Here is a 22521-nt window from a genome sequence, read left to right on the forward strand (position 1 = left end):
ACGTGGGTTTGAGCGGTCTTCTGGTAGGCTCGGGCGGCAAGGTCCGAGGTTGGGTGAGGGAATCGATGAAAGTACTGATACAGAGGGTCAGCGAAGCCCGTGTCGAGGTCGGCGGAGAGGCCGTCGGTGAAATCGGCCGGGGCTTGCTGCTGTTGGTCGGGATTGAACGGCACGACGGCCCGGAGACGATGGCGCGAATGGCCACGCGGGTGGCTGGCTATCGGTTGTTCGCCGATGCCCAGGGCAAGATGAACCTGGACGTGGGCGAGGCCGGCGGCGCGCTGCTGGCGGTGTCCCAGTTCACGCTCGCCGCCGACACCCGCAAAGGCCGGCGGCCGGGGTTTTCAGCGGCGGCGCAACCCGCTGTCGCGCGCGTGTTGTTCGAGGCGTTTGTGGTGGCGCTGCGCGACGCGGGGCTGGCGGTGGCCTGCGGGCGCTTTAGTGAAGACATGCAAGTACACCTGGTTAACGACGGCCCGGTGACTTTTATGCTGGAGATGTGAACAACGTCCTGTTGCGATTTGTAAATGTTAAACATCTCCGAGCGGATTATATTGCAAAGGCGTGACCCTCAATTATGATGATTTTCAAGGGAACTTCCGAACCAACACAGAGTTATCGAACCTATCGAGAGCTTTTGGGAGGTTTCCCGCTCTCCGGGGGAACACGTCGGGAGCGCAACGGACGACCATTGCATAATCAGGAGATAACCGATGAAAAAAGTACTGTTGGCAACGGCCCTGTTGGGCGCCTCTTTTTCCGTACAGGCGGCGGCGCCGGGTGGCCCGGGCTGCGGTTGGGGTAACCTGCTGTTCGAAGGCAAATCCGGAACCGGCATGCATCTGCTCGCCACCGTGTTCAATGGCAGTACCGGTAATGCCACTTTTGGTATGTCCAGCGGCACCAATGGTTGTGACACCAGCGGCGCTTTGACCTACAGCGGCGAGAGCCTGCTGTCCATGAACGGCGTGCTGGAAGAAGTGGCCCAGGACGCGGCCACCGGCAACGGCGAAGCGCTCACCGCGCTGTCCGTTTCCATGGGCATCCAGACCGAAGACCGTGCTCAGTTCAACGCGCTGATGCACCAGAACTTCGCCGCCATTTTCCCCCGTCAGGACGTCAGCGCCGGCGAAGTGATGCAGAACATCACCGCGCTGATGCAGAAAGATCAGACTCTGGCCAAGTACGTTTAAGCAGTACGGCCCACCGCCCCCGTTCACGGGGGCGGTTTTCGTTTTGTGTCCCGTCACGCACTGATCCGGCCTCGCCGGCGGCGGACGGGTATTTCCGTTCATTCCAATCGGATTGTTCATGCGCACCGGGTTGCTGTGTCTTCTGTTTTGTCTGCTTGCCGGTGTTACCCGGGCCGACGATGGCCTCGCCACTCTCGCCAAGCAGCCCCGCTGGCACGCACTGCTGCACATCAATCCCGGCGCCACCCTGCGTGATCGCCACCGCAGTTACGTGGACGACGACAATTTTTTTCTTGCCGAGCATGGCGCCGACGATCCGTTCGCCGAGTTGCGCGCCAGCGTGGCGGCCCTGCGCGAACCCGGCGCCGAGCGCTGTCGCTTTCCCGCCCGTTACCGGTTTATCGCCACATCGTTGGGTTGGCACGACCCGCAGCCGTTCGCGCACTGCGCCGATTACCTGCAATGGCGCGCCTCGGTGCACGCGAAAAGAGCGGTGCTGGTGTTTCCCGCCGCCTACCTGAACAGCCCCTCGTCCATGTTCGGCCACACCCTGTTGCGTCTGGATCAGGGCGAGGACAGCGCGGTGTGGTTGTCCTGGGCGGTCAACTTCGGCGCCATGACCAGCGAGCAGGACAACTCCCTGTTCTATATGTATCGCGGCCTGGCCGGCGGCTACCCCGGGCAATTCAATCTGGTGCCCTACCTGAAAAAAATTCAGGAGTACTCCCACATGGAAAGCCGTGACATGTGGGAATACTCGCTGGACCTGAATCAGGCGCAGATCGACTGGATCATCGATCATTTGTGGGAACTCAAAGAGATCAACTTTGATTACTACTTTTTCGATGAGAACTGCTCGTTCCGGTTGCTCGAACTGATCGAAGTGGCGCGGCCCGGCACCGGCGTGCTCGATGAATTGCGGTTCGCTGAGTTGCCGGTGAACACGGTGCGCTCGCTGGACCAGCGCGGGCTGATCACCGAGCGTCATTATCGGCCCTCCAAGCAGGTGGAGCTGGAAGCGTTCAGCGAAGGGTTGAGCGCCGATGAGCGATCGCTGGCGCGGGCCCTGGCCGACGACCCCGGTCTGGCGGACAGCGATGCGTTCCGCGCCTACCCCGCCGAGCGGCGCGCACTGATGGCGCAGACCGCCTACCGTTATGTGCGTTTCGTGCACCGCAAGGAAGATCGCAGCGAGGCGGTGGCCGGCCAGTCGTTTGCCCTGTTGAGGCTGATCAGCACACTGCCCGCGGTGGCGCCGCCGCGCGCCACCGGCAAGGCGCCGCCGGAATCCGGCCACGGCTCGCAGATGATCGCCGCCGCCGCCGGCCAGCTTGGCGGTGACGATTTCGGCGAATTCAGTTACCGGCTGACCTACCACGATCTGCTCGACAACTCGCTCGGCTTTCCCGAGGGCGCGCAGATTCAGGGGTTGGGCCTGACCGTGCGCAGCACCGAGTCCGGCGCGCCGGAGTTGGAAGAACTGCAATTGGTCGGCATCCGTTCGTTCTCACCGCGCGATCAGTTCGCCAAACCCTTGAGTTGGTACGTGGAAGGCGGCCTGGAGCGCGCCTGGGCCGGCCGCCGCCGGCTGGTGCGCTACCTGCAAGGCGGTGCCGGGGCGAGCTGGCGCTACGGTGGCTGGCAGCCGTATTTGCTGGCCAGTGCCCGCGCCGAGAACAACAGCGAATTCAGCGAAGTGGTGACACCGGGGGGCGGCGGCGAAGCGGGGATGCTGTATCATGCCGGCCGCTGGCAGTGGCAACTGAGCACCGCCGGGCATTACTTCACTAACGACGTCTACCGGCATCGCTCCCGACTGGCTGTGCAGTACGCCTTGAGCCAGCAGCAGGGCTTGCGCGCCCAGGTTGAGCGGGAAGGCTGGCGTGGCGGCGACGACACTGAGTTCAAACTGCAATGGCGATGGTATTACGACTGATTTCCGGTGCCGTGCTGCTCGCCATTCTGGGCGGTTGCAGCGGCGTGTTTTTCTATCCCATGAAGCCCTGGGCACAGAACCCGGCGCGTCAGGGGCTGGATTACCAGGACGTGGTGCTGATTCAGCCCGATGGCCTGCGCCTGCATGGCTGGTGGTTGCCGGCGCGCGGCTTTAATCGCGGCACGGTGTATTTTCTGCATGGCAACGCGGAAAACATCAGCACCCATCTGATCAATGTGCAGTGGCTGCCGGCGCGCGGCTATAACGTGTTTCTGCTTGATTACCGGGGCTACGGCCTTTCCGAAGGCGATCCGGATCTGCCCGGCGCGCTGGCGGATGTGCAATTGGGTCTGGATTGGCTGAGTCACTCCGGGCGCCTGCAAGGCAAGCCATTGGTGTTGTTCGGGCAGAGCCTGGGCGGTGCGCTGGGCGTGGATGTGCTGGCGGACCCGGCCAACCAGGGCAAAGTGGACTGCGTGATGCTGGAAGCGACGTTCGCCAGCTACCGAGGCGTGGCCGACGATGTGATGCGCCGCAGCTGGCTGTTATGGCCGTTACGCTGGGCGGTGTTGCCGACGTTGCCGGCGCCGGCACTGGACCCGGCCGGGAACATCGCCGCGCTGGCGCCGCGGCCGTTGCTGCTGCTGCACAGCCACCAGGACCCGGTGATTCCCTATGCCCAGGGCGAGGCGTTGTTCGCCGCCGCCGCCGAGCCGAAAACCTTTCAGGCGCTCAAGGGCGGCCACGCCCAGGGCACCCGTGACCCGGCGGTGCAGCAGCGGCTGCTGGATTTTCTCGATCACAGTGGCTGCATGGCGGAGCCACCGGAACAGCCCGGGATGGCCGAGCCGGCCCAACCCGGCATGCCAACGCCGCGCCATCGTGGAGTGGATTCGGAGAACGCCAGTGGCGACGCCGATGCGCTGCGGGCGCCGGCCGAGGCTTATCGGTTCTGAGTGGGTAAGAAAACCTGTGCAAGGTGGCGGAACGCCGCCCTACCTGCTCCTGCGCCGTGGCAGTGATCCCCGATCGCGAATGGGCTCTGCCAGGCCCGCCTCGCCTTCGGCTCGGTTCGCGGTCGGGGACCGCTCCCACAGCGGCTTCGTCGCAGAGGCGGAACCAGGAGGCTGCAAAGAGCAACCGGACTCGCACCGGTGCGATCTGGAGGGCCTCACCCCGTTGTGTCGCGCTTCGGTTGCCCCTCTAATCCGCGAACCATCCAAAATGAGTGATCAGGGAGCGTCGGCTTCCTCGTTCTCATCCGCTTCTTCCTTGCGGCGCTGCACCAGGCGGCCGAACAGCAGGCCGATCTCGAACAGCATCCACATCGGTACCGCCAGCAGCGTCTGGCTGACCATGTCCGGTGGCGTCAGCAGCATGCCGACCACGAAACAGGCAACCACCACATAGGCGCGCGCGGCGGCCAGTTTTTCCACCGTGGTCACGCCCACGGCGATCATCAGCACGATGGCGATGGGCAATTCGAACGCCACGCCGAAGGCGAGAAACAGTGCCAGAACAAAATCCAGATAACTGCTGATGTCGGTGGAGACCGCCACCCCCTCTGGCGCGCTGGTGGCGAAAAAGCTGAACATCAGTGGGAACACCACGAAATAAGCGAAGGCGGCGCCGGCGTAGAACAACAGCACGCTGCTGACCAGCAGCGGCACCGCCAGTTTCTTTTCGTGGCGGTACAGGCCGGGGGCAACGAACGCCCAGGCCTGATGCAGAATAAACGGCACCGCGATAAAGATGCTCACATACAAGGTCAGCTTGAACGGCGCCAGGAACGGCGCCGCCACGCCGGTGGCGATCATGTGCGTGCCTTCCGGCATCGCCTGCATCAGCGGTTGCGCCACCAGGGTGTACAACGGCCGCGAAAAATAGAACAGGGCGAGGAACACCACCAGCACCGCCACCGCCGTTTTCAACAGGCGGGTACGCAGTTCAAGCAGGTGGGAAATCAGCGTTTGCGGGGTGTCCTGGTGGTCCGGGTCGGTATGGTCCTGGGAAGAGTGATCGTCAGTCATCATGCTTCTTCTGTGCGGCCGCCGGCGGCGCGGTGTCCGTGACCGCCGGCTCCGGTGTGGGTACGTGCGGCTCGGGCCCGGGCTGGCCGTCCTTGTCGATGGCGGGGGCGTCGGCGGGCTGCTCATGGGTGTGCGGGCGGCGCCGGGCGCTGGCGATCTGGTCCGGCGAGAGCAGGCTGTCCTTGGCCTCGCGGATTTTCTCTTCGTCCAGGCCCATCTCGCGCATCTGCTGTTCCATGCGCTCGCGCATGTCCTGATTGAGCGCTTCGCGCTCCAGCTCGTTGCGCAGATGGTTAAAGGTGGAGCGCGCGCGGCCCATCCAGTAGCCGACCGTGCGCGCCGCCTTGGGCAGCCGCTCCGGGCCGAGCACCAGCAGGCCGATCACGAACACCAGCACCAGTTCGGAAAAGCCGACGTCAAACATCGAGTTCACTCATGGGGGCTGCTCCCAGGGGCTGCTTCAGACCTGGTCGCGGTCCTTCTCTTTTTGCTGGCGCGTGGCGTCCGGGTCCTGTTCGTCGGCGATGCGTTTATGCTCTTGTTCCTGCTCGCCTTCGCGCATGGAATCCTTGAAGCCCTTGACCGCGCCGCCCAGGTCGTTGCCGATGTTGCGCAGCTTCTTGGTGCCGAACAGCAGCACGATAATGGCGAGGACAATGAGCAACTGCCAGATGCTGATACCGGAAAACATGATTAGTCTCCTGAGCCCTTGCGGGCGGCTTTTTCGTCGTGACCCGACAGGCCGAAGCGCTGTTCGAGTTCTGCCAGAACCTGGTCAGGGCCGAGCCCGAGGTGGGCCAGCATGACCATTGAGTGGAACCACAGATCGGCGGTTTCGCCGATCAGATCCTTGGGGTCCCCGCCGGCTTCCGTGTCGCGGGCGGCGAGCAGGGTTTCCACCGCTTCCTCGCCCACTTTTTCGAGAATCTTGTTCAAGCCCCGGGCGTACAGGCTGGCCACGTAGGAGGTCTCCGGATCGGCGCTTTTGCGGCTTTCCAGGACCTGATGCAATTGCTTAAGAACGTCCGACATGGTCTCTCCAGGGCAGGCGGTCAAGTCTAACAGAGTCCGGCCCGCGGGAAATGGTCAAGCGTATTACCTTTTTAGTGCGGCGCCCAGCAGCACCAGAGCGGCGGCGGCCAGCGGCCACAGGCGCGGGCCGCCGCCCTGCAGCACATCGGCGGCGCACACCAGGCCCAGAGCAAGGCCGCCCATGGCGGCGATCATTTTCAGCCGGTGGCGGCGCAGCTGGTCCGCCAGGTGGCTTTCCAGCTCACGCTGGCGGTGCGGGGCGTCGCGCAGGTTTTCCAGGGCGTCACGCAGCAGATCGGGCATGTCCGGCAGCTGGGCGGTCCACTCCGGCAGGCGGTTGCGCAGTTTGCGGGCGGTGGCGGTGGGGCCGTATTCCTGCATCATCCAGGCTTCCAGCAATGGCCGCCCCACGGTCCAGATGTCCAGTTGCGGATAAATGCTGCGGCCCAGCCCTTCGATGTGCACCAGCGTCTTCATCAGCAGGATGTACTGAATCGGCGCTTCGATGTGGTAATCGCGGGCCAGATCGAACAGGCGCAGAATCAGCGGCGCGAACTCCAGCTGTTCCAGCGACGCCGAGCGCACCGGCTCGATGATCGCGGTGACCGCCTGTTCGAAACGCTGGCGGTCAATCGGCGCGCGGCTCCAGCCGGTGCGGATCACCAGATCCACCAGGGCCGGGTAATCCTCGCGCATCACCGCCAGCACCATGCGGCCAAGAATATTCAGATCGTGGCGCGACAGACGCCCGGCGATGGCGCAATCCACCGCCATGTACTGGGGCGATTCCGGGTGCGCCGGATTAACGAAAATATTGCCCGGGTGCATGTCGGCGTGGAAGAAATTGTGGCGGAACACCTGGGCGAAGAAAATTTCCACGCCGCGCTCGGCCAGTACTTTGGGGTCGATGCCGGCGGCGCGGATCGCCTCGATGTCGTTGACCGGAATGCCATGAATGCGGTCCGAGACCATCACCCGCCGCGACGAGAGCGCCAGATGCACGGCGGGAATGTGCAGCAGCGGACTGAACAGAAAATGGCGGCGCATGGTTTCGCTGTTGCGCGCTTCGCGCTCCAGGTCCAGCTCGGCGCGGATCACGATCTGATAGTCGCGCACCACCCGGCGGGGGTGGAAATAGCGCGAGTCCGGCCACAGCTTTTCCAGCACCCCGGCGGAAAATTCCATCACCTTGAGATCCTGCTCGACGCGCCGTTCCACCCCCGGGCGCAGCACCTTCACCACCACCTCGGTGCCGTCGGCGAGCGTGGCCGGGTGCACCTGGGCCACCGAGGCCGAGGCCAGCGGCGTGTCGTCGAAATGCTGGAAGGCTTCCTCCAGCGGGCAGGGCAGCGCCTGCTCCACCAGGCGCCGCGCCTGGGCGCCATCAAACGGCGTCACGCGGTCCTGCAGCCTGGTCAGGGCCTCGGTCCAGGCCACCGGCAGCATGTCCCGGCGGGTGGCCAGCAACTGGCCGAACTTGATGAAAATCGGCCCCAGGGTTTCCAGCGCCTGTTGCAGGCGCTCGCCCTCGCTGAGGGTGCCGGTGCCGCGCCAGCTGGAGGGCACCAGATATTGCAGCGCGATCAGCAGCGGGCGTGCGGGATGGGGGGGCAGCAGGGACAAAAGCCGGTAGCGGCACACCACGTGGGTGACCGTCAGCAGGCGGATCAGCGGCGGCATCAGGCGTTCTCGCTCCTGGCTTTCAGGCGCTGGATGCGCGCGTCCAGGCGATCGACGTCGCCGCGCAGTTCATCCACGTCCTGGTAAAACTCATAGACATCGCGGCGCAGCGCCAGCAGGCCGGCTTCGTTGCCCAGGTAATCGCCGACCTGCTCGTTGAGCCGGTCGAACGCTTGCCGGGCCCAGCCGAACAGGCGGCGCGCGCCCAGGTCGATCTGTTGCGCCAGTTCGCCACCGGTGAAGGGTTCCAGCAGCGCGCCCCAATCCAGGTCCAGATCGGCGGCCAGCGTCCGCAGCTCTTGCAGAAGTTCGCGGTTGCCTTCGATGCGCACCGGCCCGCCAATCGGATTGGGCTGGCGGCGCCAGTTGAGCAAAAAGGCGGCCAGATCCACCGGGTTGCCGTGCACGGTGACGTCGGCGTCCGCGTCGCTGCGCAGGTACAGTTCCACGCCGTCGTCGACGATCAGCAGATACAGCGACAGCGCCGGCAGGGTCAGGTGCACCGCCAGCAGGCGCCCGGCGTGCTGGGCGAGCCGCGCGGCGCTGGCCGGGTCGGCGCGCAGCGCGGCATTGATGGCCCGCTCGGCGGCGGCCACCGTGGTGGTGGAAATCAGCCCCGGTTCCGACATCAGACCTTGAACCCCCGGTGCAGGGCGACAATGCCGCCGAGCATATTGAAGTATTCGCTGCGCGCGTAGCCGGCATTGGCCATCATGCCCTTGAGCGTTTCCTGGTCGGGATGCATGCGGATCGATTCGGCCAGATAGCGGTAGCTTTCCGAGTCGTTGACCACCAACTTGCCGAGACGCGGCCACACCGCGAACGAGTAGAGATCGTAGAGCTTGCCCAGGGGCTTGTGCACCGGCTGGGAAAACTCCAGAACCAGCAAGCGGCCGCCGGGTTTGAGCACGCGCAGCATGGAGCGCAGGGCGGCGTCCTTGTCGGTAATGTTGCGCAGCCCGAAGGCGATGGTGATGCAATGGAAGCTGTTGTCCTCGAACGGCAGGCACTCGCCGTTGACCTGGGCGACCTGGGTGTTGTGGCCGCAGCCGGCGTCGATCAGGCGGTCGCGGCCCACCGACAGCATGGCGTCGTTGATGTCGGCCAGCACCACCTGGCCGGTTTCGCCCACCAGCCGCGAGAATTTGATCGCCAGGTCGCCGGTGCCGCCGGCCAGGTCAAGCACTGTCTGCCCCGGCCGCACGCCAGCCAGCTCAATGGTCATGCGTTTGAGCACCCGGTGGCTGCCCATCGAGATCAGATCGTTCATTACGTCGTAGCGGCCGGCCACGGAGCGGAACACCCCGGCCACGCGCTGCTGTTTTTCCCGCCACGGCACCTGCTGGTAACCGAAGTGGGTGACCTTGTCGTTGTCGTTCACGTCTGTCATTGAGGGACGTCCTTGAAGGGGGCGGGGTGATGCGCGAACAGCCGCTCGAGAATGACCGTTTCGTCGGCGGCCACCTGTCGCAGAAGCCGGCCCACGCTGGGCGCCGGTTTCATCACCCGGAAACTTTTATCGATGAAATCATACAGGTTCGTGAAGCCCGCCGCATGAGCCGGTTTGCGCACCAGCCGGAAGGTACTCAACAGCATGCGCGAACGGATATAACGATCCAGGGGTTCGCCCAACCCGGCGATCAGCGCGAGCTGCTGGCGGCGCTCGGGCTCGCGCCCCAGGGTCTGGTAGGCCTGGGCATAGGCGGCCTCATCGAGGGCCGTGTCCAGGCGCTCGCCGAGGCACGCGGTGAGCGCCTCGTCCAGCTCCTGGGTAATGATCGCCGCCTCCAGCGCCAGGGCGCTGGTGCTCATCACCCGGTCAGGCAGCAGTTTCATCGCCTTGGGCAGGGCGCGCCGGATTTCCCGCGCCACCGGCAGCAGGTGGCGCCCGCCGTACACATCGTCGAGCAGAAATTCGACGCCCGGGCGCAGACGCGGGTCCGCCAGCAGGGCCTGGTGGGTGCCCATCAGGCGCTGGCGCTGGAAGCTTTGCAGCCGGTGCAACCGATCAAGGAACAGGCTGTCGTCGCCGTGCTGGCGCAGGGCGAAGAATCGCTCAAGGTAGTGTTGCAGTCGCTCGCCAGCATTCATGGGCAGCCCTCCGGCGAGCGATCATAGCAGCCTGGCCGGGCGGCGCTACAGGTCCGTGGCGCCGCCGCTCGGCGCCGCCACGGTAATCCAGCTAAGAACGCCGTGGGCCGGGTCTTCCTGCCAGTGGAACGGCAAACGCGCGCCCGCCGGCCACGCCTGGGACAGGGTTTTCAACAGCACCGTCTGATCGTCTTCCAAGGCGGCGTCGTGAAAATAGAAACGCTGGCCAGTGAGCGGGTAGAGCGCCTTGAACAGGCTCTCTTTCACCGAGAAGGTCACGGTGATCCGGCGCGCGCGCTGGTGCGCATCCAGGCCACCCAGGGCTTCCCGCTCCGCGCCGGTGAGAATCTGCTTTTCCAGCCGCTGGGCCCGATCCGGCGGCAGCCAGGCTTCCGCGTCCAGCCCCACGCCCCGCCAGTGCCGGGCGTCGCCGACCAGGGCGGCGGCGCGGCCCTGGGAATGGGTGATGGCGCCGGCCACCCCCGCCGGCCAGGCCGGTGAGCGGTCCGCGTTCACAGCCGGTGCTTGCACCGGCCGGTGACCCAGCGCGGCCATCGCCGCCTGCGCGCACACCCGACCGGCCAGGTATTCGGTGCGCCGCTTGGCCACGGCGCTGGCCAGGCTTTCCGGCAAGGGCACGCCGGCCTGTGGGAAATGTTCAGTGGCGAGGAGGTCCGAGCGGTAATCGCAGCGGGCCAGGAACAGCCTCTCGCCCCAGGGCCGGGTTTCCAGTGCGCTGAGACAAGCAGGCGGGCAAGAGTGGGGGGCATGGGTCATGGCGGTTACTTTACGCGATCCCGGCCTGGGTGTCGGCGGCTTTACGGGATTGCGCCACGGGCTGGGTCAGTGCTACTTGTGGGGCTCTTTTCTGTCGAGACATTGCCATGCTGAAACTCAATGTGATCATCGCCAGCACCCGCCCCGGACGGGTCGGTAAAGCGGTGGCGGACTGGTTCGATCAGGCGGCCCGCCAACACGGGGCTTTCGAAGTGAATCTGGTGGACCTGGCGGAGATGGCGCTGCCGATTTTCGACGAGCCCCATCATCCGCGCCAGCAGAACTACCAACACGACCACACCAAGCGCTGGGCGGCCAGCGTCGACAGCGCGGATGCCTATGTGTTGGTGGTGCCGGAATACAATTTCGGGCCGACCCCGGCGCTGGTCAACGCGCTCAATTACGTCTACAACGAATGGAACTACAAACCCGTCGCGTTCGTCAGCTACGGCGGTATGTCCGGTGGCATCCGGTCGGTGCAGACCACCAAGCTGACCCTCACCACCTTGAAAATGATGCCGCTGATCGAGCAGGTGGCGGTGCCCATGGTCAATCAGCATCTGGACAACGGCGTGTTCAAGCCCGAGCCGGTCCATGAAGAGGCGGCCACCGCCATGCTCAATGAATTGAACCGCTGGGCCAGCGCGTTGAAACCGATGCGCGGTTGAAAGTAAGACAATTCGCGATTCGATAACCGCAATAACCACGATAACGATAATGGGAGAGCAGTATGCAACGCCGTACTTTTTTGATCACCGGCGCCACCAAGGGGATTGGCCGGGCCGCCGCCGAGCGGCTGGCGGCGGCCGGCCATGGAGTGGTGGGCATTGCCCGTAACGGTAACGATGCGGATTTCCCCGGCACCCTGGTGAGCGCCGACCTGGGCGACCAGGCGCGGACCGACGCGGTGTTGCGCGATCTGGTTGGCCGCTTCGAGTTCGATGGCGTGGTCAACAACGTGGGCATGATTCGCCCGCAGGCCTTGGGCGACATCGATCTGGACACCTTCGATGCCATCCATGCCCTGCACCTTCACCCGGCGATCCAGGCCAGCCAGGCGTTGCTACCGGGCATGAAGGCGCGCGGTTGGGGCCGCATCGTCAATGTCTCCAGCCTGACCATCTTCGGGTTGCCGGGGCGCACCGCCTACGGCAGCGCCAAGGCGGCGATGGTCAACTTCACCCGCACCTGGGCGCTGGAGTTGGCGCGCACCGGCATCACCGTCAACGCCATTGCCCCCGGGCCAATCGAAACCGAGCTGTTCCGCGAGAACAACCCGGCCGGCAGCGACCGGGAGGCGGCCTATCTGGCCATGGTGCCGATGAACCGGCTCGGCGAACCCCGGGAAATCGCCGCCACGCTGGAATTCATGCTCAGCGAAGACAGCGGTTATATGACCGGCCAGACCCTCTGCGTGGACGGTGGCGCCTCGGTGGGCCGGGCGGCGTTTTAACCCCTGCGGGTGTCCGCCTCCGCCATGGCGCGGGGGTGGGCGGGCTGCCACCATGGGGTTTGTTGACGCCATGCTCCGGAGCCGCCCGCCATGCAGGATTCCCTCACCTATTGTCTTAGCGCCGCCACCGAGGTGGCGCCGATGGCCGACCTGACGGACTGGTGCCAACGATGGCAGGCCCTGGCCGCCGGCGGACATGCGCCGGCGGCGCTCGCCATGCGTGGCGGTTTCGCCGCTGACCGGGTGGGCTGGGCATTCGCCGCCGGCTACCAGGGCGCGCTGCGCGCTCTGCTGGCCAGGCACGCCGGTTACGCCGCTGGCGCTGGCGAGTTGTTCGCCATGTGCGCCACCGAGGCGGCGGGCAACCGGCCCCGTGACATCCACACCACCTTGAGCGTCAGCCAGGATTCGCTCACCGTCAGTGGCGAAAAAAGCTGGACCACCCTGGGCCCGGCGGCCAGCGCTTTTCTGGTGGTGGGTCGGGTGGGCAGCGACCGCGATGATGCGGCGTCTCCGTCGCTCAAGGTGGCGCTGGTGCCCACCAGCGCGCCGGGCATTCACTTCCAGGACAAGCCGCCGATTGAATTCGTGCCGGAGATTCCCCACACCGGCAGCCGCTTCGACGCGGTGGCGCTGGGTAGCGACGCGCTGTTGCCCGGTGACGGTTACAGCGACTATGTGAAACCGTTTCGCACCGTGGAGGACACCTACATCGCCCTGGCGGTGCAGGCCTGGCTGCTGCGCGAGGCCCGCGCCCGGCAGTGGCCGTTGGCGTTTCAACAGCAGCTGGCGGCGCAACTGGTGACGCTGGCGACCCTCGCCGACAGCGACTGGTCCAGCGCCGCCACTCACCTGGCCCTGGCCGGGGCACTGGAACGCAGCCAGGAGCTGTACCAGCAGGCAACCGGGTATTTCGATCAGGCGCCGGCCGGGGACCCGGTGGCTCAGCGCTGGCACCGCGACCGGCCGCTGTTCCGGGTGGCCTCGACGCCCCGCGAACTGCGCGCGGAACGCGCTTGGCAGCGGTTGCGGGACGCGCCGCGAAGTTAGCAGCGTTCCACGTGCGGAACGCCGGCCGATCGCGGGCCGCACCGGTTCGCGACGGTCATGGCGGTTTTACATGGTTTTGCTTCATGCGGCGGGCGGGTCTGCTCAAATGACAGGCAGACACCGTCATGGAGGGTGCTGTCATGATGATCCAACTGAACCCACCGATTCCCCTGAATACGCCGAAAGGAAAGGGCGTCGCTCATATCCTCATCGACTACGGCCCGGAGTTGCATTTGCACTGGACCGTGATCATCGAGGACACCGGCGAACTCTGGACCTTCTCAAACGCTGATGTGCGGGCGCTGACCAACGTGACCCTGGGCCGCGAAAACCCCCGACGCCCCTGGCAGCCACCCGCGCCGACACCGGCGCCATCGAAGATCAATGGCGCCGGCGCGCGCTGAATAAGGCGCCGACGGTGCCATTCCGGCTACCCCGGCGAGCGCCGGGGTGTGAGGTGTGAGGTGTACCGGCTCGCTCAGTGCCGGGCGGCGGGCAGGTATTGGTTGGCCCAATCCATCGCATCGGCCAATGATGCGGGTACCGTGTCGCGGTGCACGGCCGGCGCCTGGCCCTGAATCGGGTAGGTGCGGTAATCCACCTGCACGCCCAGGTTCTTGAAGCGCGCCACCATCATGTCGGTGAACGGCTTAAGCACGATGTGATCGTGGTCCGCCTGCAGCACCAGCAACGGCACCGACGGACGCACGTTCTCCACGTCGGTGAGGCTGGCGGCGGCGGCGTTCAGAGCCTTGAAATCCGCATTGGTGTTCAACAGCTTGTTATTGGTGATCGCCCAGCCGTCGGGCCGGCGCAGTTCACCAATGCAGCCCTCGTTGACCATGCCAATGCGCTTGCGGCCTTCCTCGGTGAGCAGCTTATCCAGGTCCACGCCCGGCGCGGAATGGGCCAGGCTGGCCAGAATCAGCGGCGTAAAGGCGCTGCCGGGCATGTCCGGGTGAGTCTCGATGTACTGGATCTGGACGCTGATGTGGCTGGCCGGAGAGATCGCGATGGCGCCGGTGAGGTTCAGATCCTGAGCGTAGATCGGCCCCAGATAGGCCGCATAGGCCGCCGCCTGGCCCCCTTGGGAATGGCCCATCACCAGCCAGTCGCGGCTCAGCGCCGGGCTCACCTGGCGGGCGGCCAGCACCATGTCGGTGGCGCCCCGCGCTTCCGAGGGACCATTCAGGTAAGGGTGAGTGCCCGGCGTGCCGAGCCCTTCGTAATCGGTTTTCACCACCGCGTAACCGCGCTGCACCCATTGATCCAGGGTCACGTTGATGCCGCTGACGTAATCCCGATCCAGATAATCCGGACCGTTCTTGGAGGGCGCGCACACGTCGGCGATGCCCGTGGTGCCGTGGGTCCAGCTGATCACCGGCCAGCCACCCTCGGGCGGCGTGCCCTTGGGAATCGCCACCGTGCCGGACACCGCGATCGGCTCGCCGGCGATGTTGGTGGAGCGGTACAGCACCAGCCAGTTTTGCCCGGCGGAGGGCAGGGCGGCTTCGTTGGTGAGATCGCGCGCCCAGATCACGTCACCGTGTTTGCCCTCCGGCAGGGTGGCCGGCGGCGTATAGAAAGCGTCGCCGGCGGGGCCGCTGGTGATGGCCGGGCGGCTCTCGCTGTTGGGGCTCAGGTGGGCGCAGCCCGCCAGCACCGTGAGGGCGCCGGCGGCGGCCAGATTCAGCAGGGTCGGCCGGGACGGCCGGAATGAGGACAGACGCATCCGGTTTTTCTCCTTATCGGGTAGGAAATCAAACCGGGAAAGTGGCACGGCCCGCGGGCGCCGCCAAGTGCAAAAGACGACGAAGTGCGTCGGCCGTGTCAGGAGCCGGGCACCCGCACCGGAAGGGCGCGGAAGAAACCGGCCTGATCATTGCTCAGGACCTGCCTGACCGCGCCGCCGCCCAGTCCTGATCGCCGGCCAGGGATGTTCGGGCCGGGGCTTCTTGTGGCACCGGCGTGGCGCCAGGGATGGCGAATCATGCGAGACAGCCGCTGTTTAGTCCGCTTCGAGGTAGAGAATCGGCACGAGGCAGAACCATGACAGTCGGGTGAATACCATCACTACACCGACAGCTTAGTGAATCGCAAAGTCGCGAATAGCTTGCGTCCCGTTGCCGTCCTTATCAAGGGCTATTTCCGCAAAGCGGGCGAGCTCATCACGGACGTCACGAAACGCAAAATCACGCTTGCGGAAATCCAGAGAATCGGTGATTTGTGGGCCCTTAACGGCGAATAGGACTCGCTCAGGCATAAGCTGCATGTCTTTCAGGCGCTTGAGTTTAGCGATCCAGCGGTCTGCGTGGTCATAGATGGCATTTGGTGTTTGTTGGCCGAGGTAAAAGGGTTTGATCGCTTTTGTCTCGCGGTCATTGATGGTCTGAACGAATGGAAACTGAACAGCAAAGAGCTCATTGCCAACCTTCTTGTTCTTGAAGGGGGCAGCCAGTTCCAGTTCCTGAAGGTAATGTTTGACCTTCCGCTCCAGCTCCGTTTCGTAATTGGCATCCTTGGCAAAGCCGTGGCGGACATAGTGCTCGAAGAGGTCGTCCAGCTCTTGGGTAGGGTTATCCGTCAGAACAACCCTCGGGGTGCCAAAGCGGAGAATGGTTTCTCTGGGGTGGGTCAGGCTGGCGAAGGTCTTGATCAGGTCGCTTTTGAAACCATGGGCAGTCAAGTTTCGGATACGCTTCATCGCCTCCGCCAGATTTTTGGTCGCGTACCGGTAAAGGCCCGCATCCAGGCTCTGGAAGAAGGAGGTATAACGGCTAGTCCGCTTGGTTTCCAGGCGGAAATCCAAAAGCCCAGTCTTCTCACATACCAGCAGAACGCCGACGTTAGCGAACTCGCCGGTTTCCGGGTAGGGGAGAAACTGAATAATGCTGTATTTGCAGGCTAGACGTTCCATCATATATTCCAAAAACTACTACCGGCGCACCTTTTTATGGCTTCTTCGCAATGCTGTGCGTCGAAATTGCTCGGCACTGTAGCGTCGCTATCGAACCATTTCCACTCTTCTGGCGCCTCAGCGATAGTCTTGCTGAAAACGGGGATGAGCTGTCTAAATTCATTCTGTAGCGCGTCTCGCTCAATGTAGTCGGAGAACAGATTCCTGCCCTCGTCAGCGAAGATGTGCTGCTGGATAAACTGTTGTGGGTCAAAATCCGTGTCGAAAGCGTTGTTGTGGTCAATAACAACGAGTGACCCTTCGTCCAGCAACAGGTTGGGGTTATGGCTACCCCTGTCCAAATTATGAATCCACCAGTCAAACGCGACTACTCGACGTTGTAGCTGGGCTGGTACGTTGCCTACTGAGGCTTGCTCGAACCAGATAGCTTTCTGGATGGCTTTGGATCCGAAAGCGAGACCAACACCAATGTCCGCTAAATCTGGCGGGAGCGCGTCAACCAGGGCTGGGTCAAGTTCAACCAGTGCATAGTCAGGGATCGGTAGCTTCAGGCTTTTAGCGAGGTGTGCACAGCCCCACTCCTTGTACATGCTATCAGCGTCAGTGTTTCTGCCTTTCACGTAATAAAGGTCATTGCTGACACTGCGGCAGAGGTAGGGACGGCTAAATCCTTGATCGGCGGGCCTGATTACCTCTTTTATCTGAACTGGATCTGCCATTCATTCCCCAAGAGCTGAAAAGCGGTTCACGCTGACTCCACTATATCCCATACCTGCTTCAAGCGTTCAACGGTGTGCGCCCACTTGGCGGTTGTAGGCGTGCAGACAGAATTATGGTTGCCGAACAGTCCAGTTTCTGTAAAGGCTTAACTGGCGGGAACGGCATGCCCCAGTGGATTAGCACGACGTACTCGGTGGTCTCATTGGGTTCAGAAGCCAGCGCCTTGTAATCAACACTACTCTGAAGCTCGGTCGGAGGTGTCCCCTTCACCTTGAACTCGCATAACGGCATACGCTCACCGGTGACGGTACCAACGCCCACATCGGAGGCATCAGTGGCGCTGTTAAACCCAGATGCCAAAATTGAACCTGAATCGTACTGCTTCGGATGAGCTTGGACTATTCCTGGCACGCGCTTCGATTGCGTGGGAAGTTGTTCGGTCGGGGGTTTCTTGTGGCACCGGCGTGGCGCCAGGGATGGCGAATCCAGCGTTTGGTATGAAGGGAATGGTGGGGTGAACACGACCGAAGCAGGGCTTCGCAGCGTGCGAACGCCCGGACAGGATGTTCGGGCCGGGGGTGTCTGTGGCGCCGGCGTGGCGCCAGGGATGGCGAGACTAAGGTTTGGTGAGGAACGAGTGGTGGGCCCACCAGGACTTGAACCTGGAACCAACGGATTATGAGTCCGCTGCTCTAACCAATTGAGCTATAGGCCCATGAGCGGGTGAAAAACGAGGAGGGGTATCCGTCCCCTTTTTTCGATCTTTTTATGGGGCTGAAAATAAAAAGCCCGGGCGGGGTGAGCCGTCCGGGCCGCTAGTTATATACCAGCTTACATGTCCGCGTCCAGGAAGCTGCGCAGGTGCTCGCTGCGCGAGGGGTGGCGCAGTTTGCGCAGCGCTTTGGCTTCGATCTGACGAATCCGTTCGCGGGTGACGTCGAACTGCTTGCCCACTTCTTCCAGGGTGTGGTCGGTGTTCATGTCGATGCCGAAGCGCATGCGCAGCACCTTGGCTTCGCGGGCGGTGAGGTTGGCGAGCACTTCCCGGGTGGCTTCTTCCAGGCCCAGGGAGGTGGCCGAATCCACCGGCGATTCCATGTTGCCGTCTTCGATGAAGTCGCCCAGGCTGGAATCCTCGTCGTCGCCGATCGGGGTTTCCATGGAGATCGGTTCCTTGGCGATTTTCAGCACCTTGCGCACTTTGTCTTCCGGCATTTCCAGGCGTTGGCCCAGTTCTTCCGGGGTCGGTTCGCGGCCCATTTCCTGAAGCATCTGGCGCTGCACCCGGTTGATCTTGTTGATCGTTTCGATCATGTGCACCGGGATACGGATGGTGCGCGCCTGGTCGGCGATGGAGCGGGTAATGGCCTGGCGAATCCACCAGGTGGCGTAGGTGGAAAATTTGTAACCGCGGCGGTATTCAAACTTGTCCACCGCCTTCATCAGGCCGATGTTGCCTTCCTGGATCAGGTCCAGGAACTGCAGGCCCCGGTTGGTGTATTTCTTGGCGATGGAGATCACCAGGCGCAGGTTGGCCTCGACCATTTCTTTCTTGGCCCGGCGTGCCTTGGCTTCGCCGATGGAGATGCGGCGATTGATCTCTTTGATCTCGCCCACCGGCAGACCGATCACGCTTTCCATGGTCAGGATCTTGCGTTGGTTGCGCTGGATGTCTTCGCGCACCAGGGTGAGCTTGTCGGCGTAATCCTTGGATTTTTTGCCTTTGAGCTGCTGATCGACCCAGTCCAGGTTGGTTTCGTTACCGGGGAAGGCGCGGATGAAATCCTTGCGCGGCATGGAGGCGCGACGGATCGCGAACGCCATGATCTGGCGCTCGAAACGGCGCACGGTTTCCAGGTGGCTGCGCGCCCCGCTGAGCAGTTCGTCGTAAATGCGCGGCACCAGCTTGAACAGGGTGAAGTGCTGGGCCAGGGCTTCCTGGGCCTTGCCGGAGCTGGCGTGATCGCGACCGTTGCGTTTCAGTGAACGCTGCAGTTTTTCCTGCAATTTTTTCAGCTCGGCGAAACGCTCCGCGGCCAGGATCGGGTCCAGACCACCTTCGTCCTCGTCGCTGTCGTCGTCGGTGGTGGTGGCGTTGGCGGTGTTCTTGTCGTCTTCTTCCTCGTCATCGTCGTCTTTGCTGGCCGCCGCCGCTTCCTCTTTCTTCTTCTGCAGCTGTTGTTGCTGTTGCTGCTGATTGAAGCGAGGTTCCTTGTTGGCGTTGGTGGCGGCCGCGCCGTCGTCGTTGGGGTCGAGGTAACCGGCGATGATGTCGGTCAGCTTGCGTTCTTCACTGATGATGCGGTCGTATTCGTCGAGCACCATTTCCACGGCGCCGGGCCAGTAGGAAAGGGCGTGCATCACTTCCCGGGTGCCTTCCTCGATGCGCTTGGCGATCTCGATTTCGCCTTCCCGGGTGAGCAGTTCCACGGTACCCATTTCACGCATGTACATGCGCACCGGGTCGGTGGTACGGCCGGGTTCGCTCTCCACGGAAGCCAGCACCGCGGCGGCTTCCTCGGCGGCGATTTCGTCAGTGCTCTCGGCACTTTCATCCATCATGATCTGATCGGCATCGGTGGCTTTTTCCACCACGGAGATGCCCATGTCGTTGATCATCTGGATGATGTCTTCCACCTGATCCGTGTCGGTGATGGACTCGGGCAGATGGTCGTTCACCTCGGCGTAGGTCAGGTAGCCCTGTTCCTTGCCCAGCGCGATCAACTGCTTCAGCTGTGACTGCTGCTGTTTTTGAGTCGTCATGCGAAATGCCCGTAGTTTGGAGGACGAGAAGCCGTCGGGAAACGGCGTATTATACGTGGATATGGGGGCGCGGGCCAGTTGGCTCAAGCCCCGCTTAAGGGTCGTGCAGGGGCGCCTGCCGGGCCTCGGTGCGGGCCGCGGCCAGTGCCTGGTGCAGCGCCGCCAGGCGCGCGCCGTCCGGGTTGGGGCGGGCTTCCTCGCTTTGCAGGGCTTGCTCCAGCGCCAGGGTGTGAAGGCGCTGCAGTGCATCGCGCCAGTAGCGGCGGGCGGTGGCGTCGTCCATGGGCGGTTTGAGCGCTTCGCGCAACATCGCCGACAGCGATTCGCCCTGCTCCAGGGCCATCACCGCGCCCAGCACCGCCGCTGGCGAGTCGTTGTGCTCCACGGCGGCGGCCACTTGGATCAACAGATCAGCGTGGGCCAGGGTCAGTTCTTCAAGACCTTCCGGCAGGGGTTGCTCCTTGAGCACCCCGGGGTGGGACATCAGCAGCACCACCAGCCGTTCCGCCAGCCCCAGGCCGCCACGGGCGCGCCGCGGGCCGCGCGGGCGTTGCGCCGGCGCCGGATCGCGGCCGGCGCGCTCGGCGGGCTGTTGCGCGCCGTAGTCCGCCAGGTAGTCCGACGGGTAGCCGGGGTCGTCGTCCGGCTCATCCCATTGCGGCGCCGGCGCCGGCGCGGGTGCTGGCGGCACTTCCCGGGCGGGACGCTGCTGGCGGAGTTTTTCCAGGGATTCCCGCTCCATGCGGGTGAGGCGCGCCAGTTCGTCTTCCAGCAGGGTGCGGTAAAACGGGCCGGCGGGCTTGTCCAGGTAGGGCAGCGCCAGGCGCGCGAAGCGGGCGCGGCCGTCCACGGTGTCCAGGTTGAGCCCTTCGCCCAGGTGCCGGAACAGATAGGTGGACAGGGTGTCGGCGCGCTCGGTGAGCGCCAGCAGCGCTTCCGGGCCCTGGGCGCGCACCAGGGTGTCCGGGTCTTCCCCTTCGGGCAGAAACAGAAAACGCGCCTGTTTGCCGTCGTCGAGCACCGGCAGGGCCGATTCCAGGGCCCGCCAGGCGGCCCGTCGGCCGGCGTCGTCGCCGTCGAAGCAGAACACCACTTCGTCGACGGTGCGAAACAGGGTCTTGCAGTGGTCTTCGCTGGTGGCGGTGCCCAGGGTGGCCACCGCGTTGGGCACGCCGTGCTGGGCCAGGGCGATCACGTCCATATAGCCTTCCACCACGTACAGACGGTCGCTCTTGTCGCGGCTCTGGCGCCATTCCCACAGCCCATAGAGTTCGCGGCCCTTGTGGAATACCGGGGTTTCCGGGCTGTTCAGGTATTTCGGCTTGCCGTCGCCGAGCACCCGGCCGCCGAAGCCGATGGTGCGGCCACGGGCGTCGCGGATCGGGAATTGAATGCGATCACGGAATTTGTCGTAGGTGCGGCCGGTGTCGTCGCGGCGCACCACCAGGCCGGCGGTCAACGCCAACTCCAGGCCGTGATTGTCCAGCGACAGGCCGCCGATCAGGTTGTCGAAGCCGGGCGGCGCGAAGCCGAGCCCGTAGCGGGCGGCGATTTCACCGGTCAGACCGCGACCTTTCAGGTAATTCACCGCCTTCTGCCGCTCCGGAGCCGCCTTGAGCTGCTGGCGGTAGAAGTTCTCGGCCCGCTTGAGCAGGTCATACAGGGTTTGCAGCCGGTCGCGACGGGCGCGGTCCTGCTGGCTGTCATGGCCTTCTTCCCGGGGCACTTCCATGCCGGCGCGAGTGGCCAGCTGCTCCACCGCCTCGGGGAAGTTGAGGTGGTCGTATTCCATCAGGAAGCCGACCGCGTTGCCGGAGGCGCCGCAGCCGAAGCAGTAATAGAACTGCTTGTCCGGGGCGACCGTGAACGAGGGGGTTTTTTCCTGGTGGAACGGGCAGCAGGCGGCGTAGTTGCGCCCGGTCTTTTTCAGGGGCACACGGGCGTCTATCAACGCGACCAGATCGGTACGCGCCAGCAGATCCTGAATAAAGTGCTCGGGAATACGACCGGCCATGGGGGGAAATAGTCCGATTTGGCCGCCGGAATGACAAGTCCGGGGGAATCTGAGATGCGGAGTGAACCGCGATCAGGCGTTGAGCCTGGCCTTTACTTTGCCACTGGCGGCGCCCATGTCGGCGCGGCCCTGCAGCCGGGGCTTGAGAACGCCCATGATCTTACCCATGTCCTGCATGCCGGAGGCGCCGGTTTCGGCGATTGCCTCGTCAATCAGGGCATCGATTTCCGCGTCGCTGAGGGGCGCGGGGAGGAATGCTTGAAGCACCACGATTTCCGCTTCTTCCACGTCGGCCAGGTCGTCGCGGCCGGCGTCCCGGTACTGGGTAGCGGAATCCTTGCGCTGCTTGATCAGCTTATCGAGCACGGCGAGGGCGCGTTCGTCGTCGACTTCGACGCGCTCGTCCACCTCGATCTGCTTGATCGCCGACAATGTCATGCGAATGACGCCCAGGCGCACCTTGTCTTTGGCGCGCATGGCGTCTTTCATGGCATCGGTCAGCTGTGCTTTCAATGTGCTCATGGCAGCGTACCCGGATCATGCCGCCCGTTGGAGCCGGGCGGCCGGACCTTAGTAGAGACGCTTACGGGCGAGCTGCTCGCGCTGGAGCTTTTTCAGGTGACGCTTTACCGCTGCGGCACGCTTGCGCTTACGCTCCTGGGTCGGCTTCTCGTAGTTTTCGCGACGACGAACTTCGGAGAGAACACCCGCTTTTTCACAGGAACGCTTGAAACGGCGCAGAGCGACGTCGAAGGGTTCGCCTTCTTTCACTTTCACCTGAGGCATGAAGTATCACCTACCTTGAGATTTGGATTAATGGATTCGCTGCGGGCTCAGGTGGTCCCTTGGGGGCCAGGGCCCGTGA

The 22521-nt window shown here is 63.9% G+C and carries 24 protein-coding genes and 1 tRNA gene; 8 read left to right on the forward strand and 17 right to left on the reverse strand.

Going from position 1 to position 22521, the window contains the following annotated elements:
• The first annotated feature begins 65 nt into the window (after positions 1-65).
• From dtd to CGS25_RS05295, 4 genes are all read left to right on the forward strand, one after another.
• On the forward strand, positions 66-503 hold the full coding sequence (gene dtd / locus CGS25_RS05280) for a D-aminoacyl-tRNA deacylase (RefSeq protein WP_101674821.1): 438 nt from the start codon (positions 66-68) through the stop codon (positions 501-503).
• A 210-nt stretch (positions 504-713) separates the two neighbouring features.
• Positions 714-1193, forward strand: a complete 480-nt coding sequence (locus tag CGS25_RS05285) for a DUF3015 domain-containing protein (protein ID WP_101674822.1) — start codon at positions 714-716, stop codon at positions 1191-1193.
• 118 nt (positions 1194-1311) lie between these two features.
• Positions 1312-3129, forward strand: coding sequence for an Lnb N-terminal periplasmic domain-containing protein (locus tag CGS25_RS05290; protein ID WP_101674823.1), 1818 nt, complete (start codon positions 1312-1314; stop codon positions 3127-3129).
• Positions 3108-4085, forward strand: a complete 978-nt coding sequence (locus CGS25_RS05295) for an alpha/beta hydrolase (RefSeq protein WP_232802262.1) — start codon at positions 3108-3110, stop codon at positions 4083-4085. The genes CGS25_RS05290 and CGS25_RS05295 overlap by 22 nt, the downstream gene beginning before the upstream one ends.
• Before the next feature lie 276 nt (positions 4086-4361).
• On the opposite strand, the gene tatC is transcribed toward CGS25_RS05295, so the two are convergent.
• The 9 genes from tatC to CGS25_RS05340 all read right to left on the reverse strand — a co-directional run bounded on the left by tatC (position 4362) and on the right by CGS25_RS05340 (position 10739).
• The gene (tatC, locus tag CGS25_RS05300; protein WP_232802263.1) at positions 4362-5162 is read right to left on the reverse strand and encodes a twin-arginine translocase subunit TatC; all 801 of its coding nucleotides are present in this window, start codon (positions 5160-5162) and stop codon (positions 4362-4364) included.
• Positions 5152-5583, reverse strand: coding sequence for a Sec-independent protein translocase protein TatB (gene tatB, locus CGS25_RS05305; protein WP_089031072.1), 432 nt, complete (start codon positions 5581-5583; stop codon positions 5152-5154). Before tatB ends, tatC begins: the two co-directional genes overlap by 11 nt.
• A 36-nt stretch (positions 5584-5619) precedes the next feature.
• On the reverse strand, positions 5620-5850 hold the full coding sequence (gene tatA / locus CGS25_RS05310) for a Sec-independent protein translocase subunit TatA (RefSeq protein ID WP_089031073.1): 231 nt from the start codon (positions 5848-5850) through the stop codon (positions 5620-5622).
• 2 nt (positions 5851-5852) lie between these two features.
• Positions 5853-6191, reverse strand: coding sequence for a phosphoribosyl-ATP diphosphatase (locus tag CGS25_RS05315; RefSeq protein WP_089031074.1), 339 nt, complete (start codon positions 6189-6191; stop codon positions 5853-5855).
• A gap of 63 nt (positions 6192-6254) precedes the next feature.
• Positions 6255-7871: an AarF/UbiB family protein gene (locus tag CGS25_RS05320; RefSeq protein WP_089031075.1), complete on the reverse strand. Its 1617-nt coding sequence runs from the start codon at positions 7869-7871 to the stop codon at positions 6255-6257.
• Positions 7871-8500: a ubiquinone biosynthesis accessory factor UbiJ gene (locus CGS25_RS05325; RefSeq protein WP_101674824.1), complete on the reverse strand. Its 630-nt coding sequence runs from the start codon at positions 8498-8500 to the stop codon at positions 7871-7873. Before CGS25_RS05325 ends, CGS25_RS05320 begins: the two co-directional genes overlap by 1 nt.
• Positions 8500-9261: a bifunctional demethylmenaquinone methyltransferase/2-methoxy-6-polyprenyl-1,4-benzoquinol methylase UbiE gene (ubiE, locus tag CGS25_RS05330; RefSeq protein ID WP_408608720.1), complete on the reverse strand. Its 762-nt coding sequence runs from the start codon at positions 9259-9261 to the stop codon at positions 8500-8502. The genes CGS25_RS05325 and ubiE overlap by 1 nt, the downstream gene beginning before the upstream one ends.
• The gene (locus CGS25_RS05335) at positions 9258-9962 is read right to left on the reverse strand and encodes an FFLEELY motif protein (RefSeq protein WP_101674825.1); all 705 of its coding nucleotides are present in this window, start codon (positions 9960-9962) and stop codon (positions 9258-9260) included. Before CGS25_RS05335 ends, ubiE begins: the two co-directional genes overlap by 4 nt.
• Positions 9963-10007: 45 nt before the next feature.
• Entirely contained in the window at positions 10008-10739 is a 732-nt protein-coding gene (locus tag CGS25_RS05340) for a 4'-phosphopantetheinyl transferase family protein (protein WP_101674826.1), read from the reverse strand.
• Between the two features lie 107 nt (positions 10740-10846).
• Between CGS25_RS05340 and CGS25_RS05345 the strand changes: the two genes are divergently transcribed.
• From CGS25_RS05345 to CGS25_RS05360, 4 genes are all read left to right on the forward strand, one after another.
• Positions 10847-11407 (forward strand): NADPH-dependent FMN reductase, encoded by a 561-nt coding sequence (locus tag CGS25_RS05345; protein WP_089031079.1) that lies wholly within the window; start codon positions 10847-10849, stop codon positions 11405-11407.
• 62 nt (positions 11408-11469) lie between these two features.
• On the forward strand, positions 11470-12192 hold the full coding sequence (locus CGS25_RS05350) for an SDR family oxidoreductase (RefSeq protein ID WP_089031080.1): 723 nt from the start codon (positions 11470-11472) through the stop codon (positions 12190-12192).
• Positions 12193-12282: 90 nt separating this feature from the next.
• Positions 12283-13242: an acyl-CoA dehydrogenase family protein gene (locus CGS25_RS05355; RefSeq protein WP_101674827.1), complete on the forward strand. Its 960-nt coding sequence runs from the start codon at positions 12283-12285 to the stop codon at positions 13240-13242.
• 140 nt (positions 13243-13382) lie between these two features.
• Positions 13383-13646: a hypothetical protein gene (locus CGS25_RS05360; protein ID WP_232802264.1), complete on the forward strand. Its 264-nt coding sequence runs from the start codon at positions 13383-13385 to the stop codon at positions 13644-13646.
• Between the two features lie 74 nt (positions 13647-13720).
• On the opposite strand, the gene CGS25_RS05365 is transcribed toward CGS25_RS05360, so the two are convergent.
• The 8 genes from CGS25_RS05365 to rpsU all read right to left on the reverse strand — a co-directional run bounded on the left by CGS25_RS05365 (position 13721) and on the right by rpsU (position 22442).
• Entirely contained in the window at positions 13721-14974 is a 1254-nt protein-coding gene (locus CGS25_RS05365; protein ID WP_101674828.1) for a lipase family protein, read from the reverse strand.
• Between the two features lie 354 nt (positions 14975-15328).
• Positions 15329-16162 (reverse strand): DUF3037 domain-containing protein, encoded by an 834-nt coding sequence (locus CGS25_RS05370; protein ID WP_101674829.1) that lies wholly within the window; start codon positions 16160-16162, stop codon positions 15329-15331.
• Entirely contained in the window at positions 16159-16878 is a 720-nt protein-coding gene (locus tag CGS25_RS05375; protein WP_157933785.1) for a HipA family kinase, read from the reverse strand. Before CGS25_RS05375 ends, CGS25_RS05370 begins: the two co-directional genes overlap by 4 nt.
• Before the next feature lie 639 nt (positions 16879-17517).
• A tRNA-Ile gene (locus tag CGS25_RS05380) sits at positions 17518-17594 on the reverse strand.
• A 116-nt stretch (positions 17595-17710) separates the two neighbouring features.
• Positions 17711-19642 (reverse strand): RNA polymerase sigma factor RpoD, encoded by a 1932-nt coding sequence (gene rpoD / locus CGS25_RS05385; protein WP_101674831.1) that lies wholly within the window; start codon positions 19640-19642, stop codon positions 17711-17713.
• A 94-nt stretch (positions 19643-19736) separates the two neighbouring features.
• Complete coding sequence (gene dnaG / locus CGS25_RS05390) at positions 19737-21656, reverse strand: DNA primase (RefSeq protein ID WP_101674832.1); 1920 nt, start codon at positions 21654-21656, stop codon at positions 19737-19739.
• Between the two features lie 72 nt (positions 21657-21728).
• A complete protein-coding gene (locus CGS25_RS05395) occupies positions 21729-22178 on the reverse strand; it encodes a GatB/YqeY domain-containing protein (protein ID WP_089031090.1) in 450 nt (149 codons plus the stop codon).
• Between the two features lie 48 nt (positions 22179-22226).
• Positions 22227-22442, reverse strand: coding sequence for a 30S ribosomal protein S21 (rpsU, locus tag CGS25_RS05400; RefSeq protein WP_014993329.1), 216 nt, complete (start codon positions 22440-22442; stop codon positions 22227-22229).
• Positions 22443-22521: the final 79 nt, after the last annotated feature.

This window comes from Alloalcanivorax mobilis (assembly GCF_002864685.1).
In the GTDB taxonomy this organism is placed as follows: Bacteria; Pseudomonadota; Gammaproteobacteria; order Pseudomonadales; family Alcanivoracaceae; genus Alloalcanivorax; species Alloalcanivorax mobilis.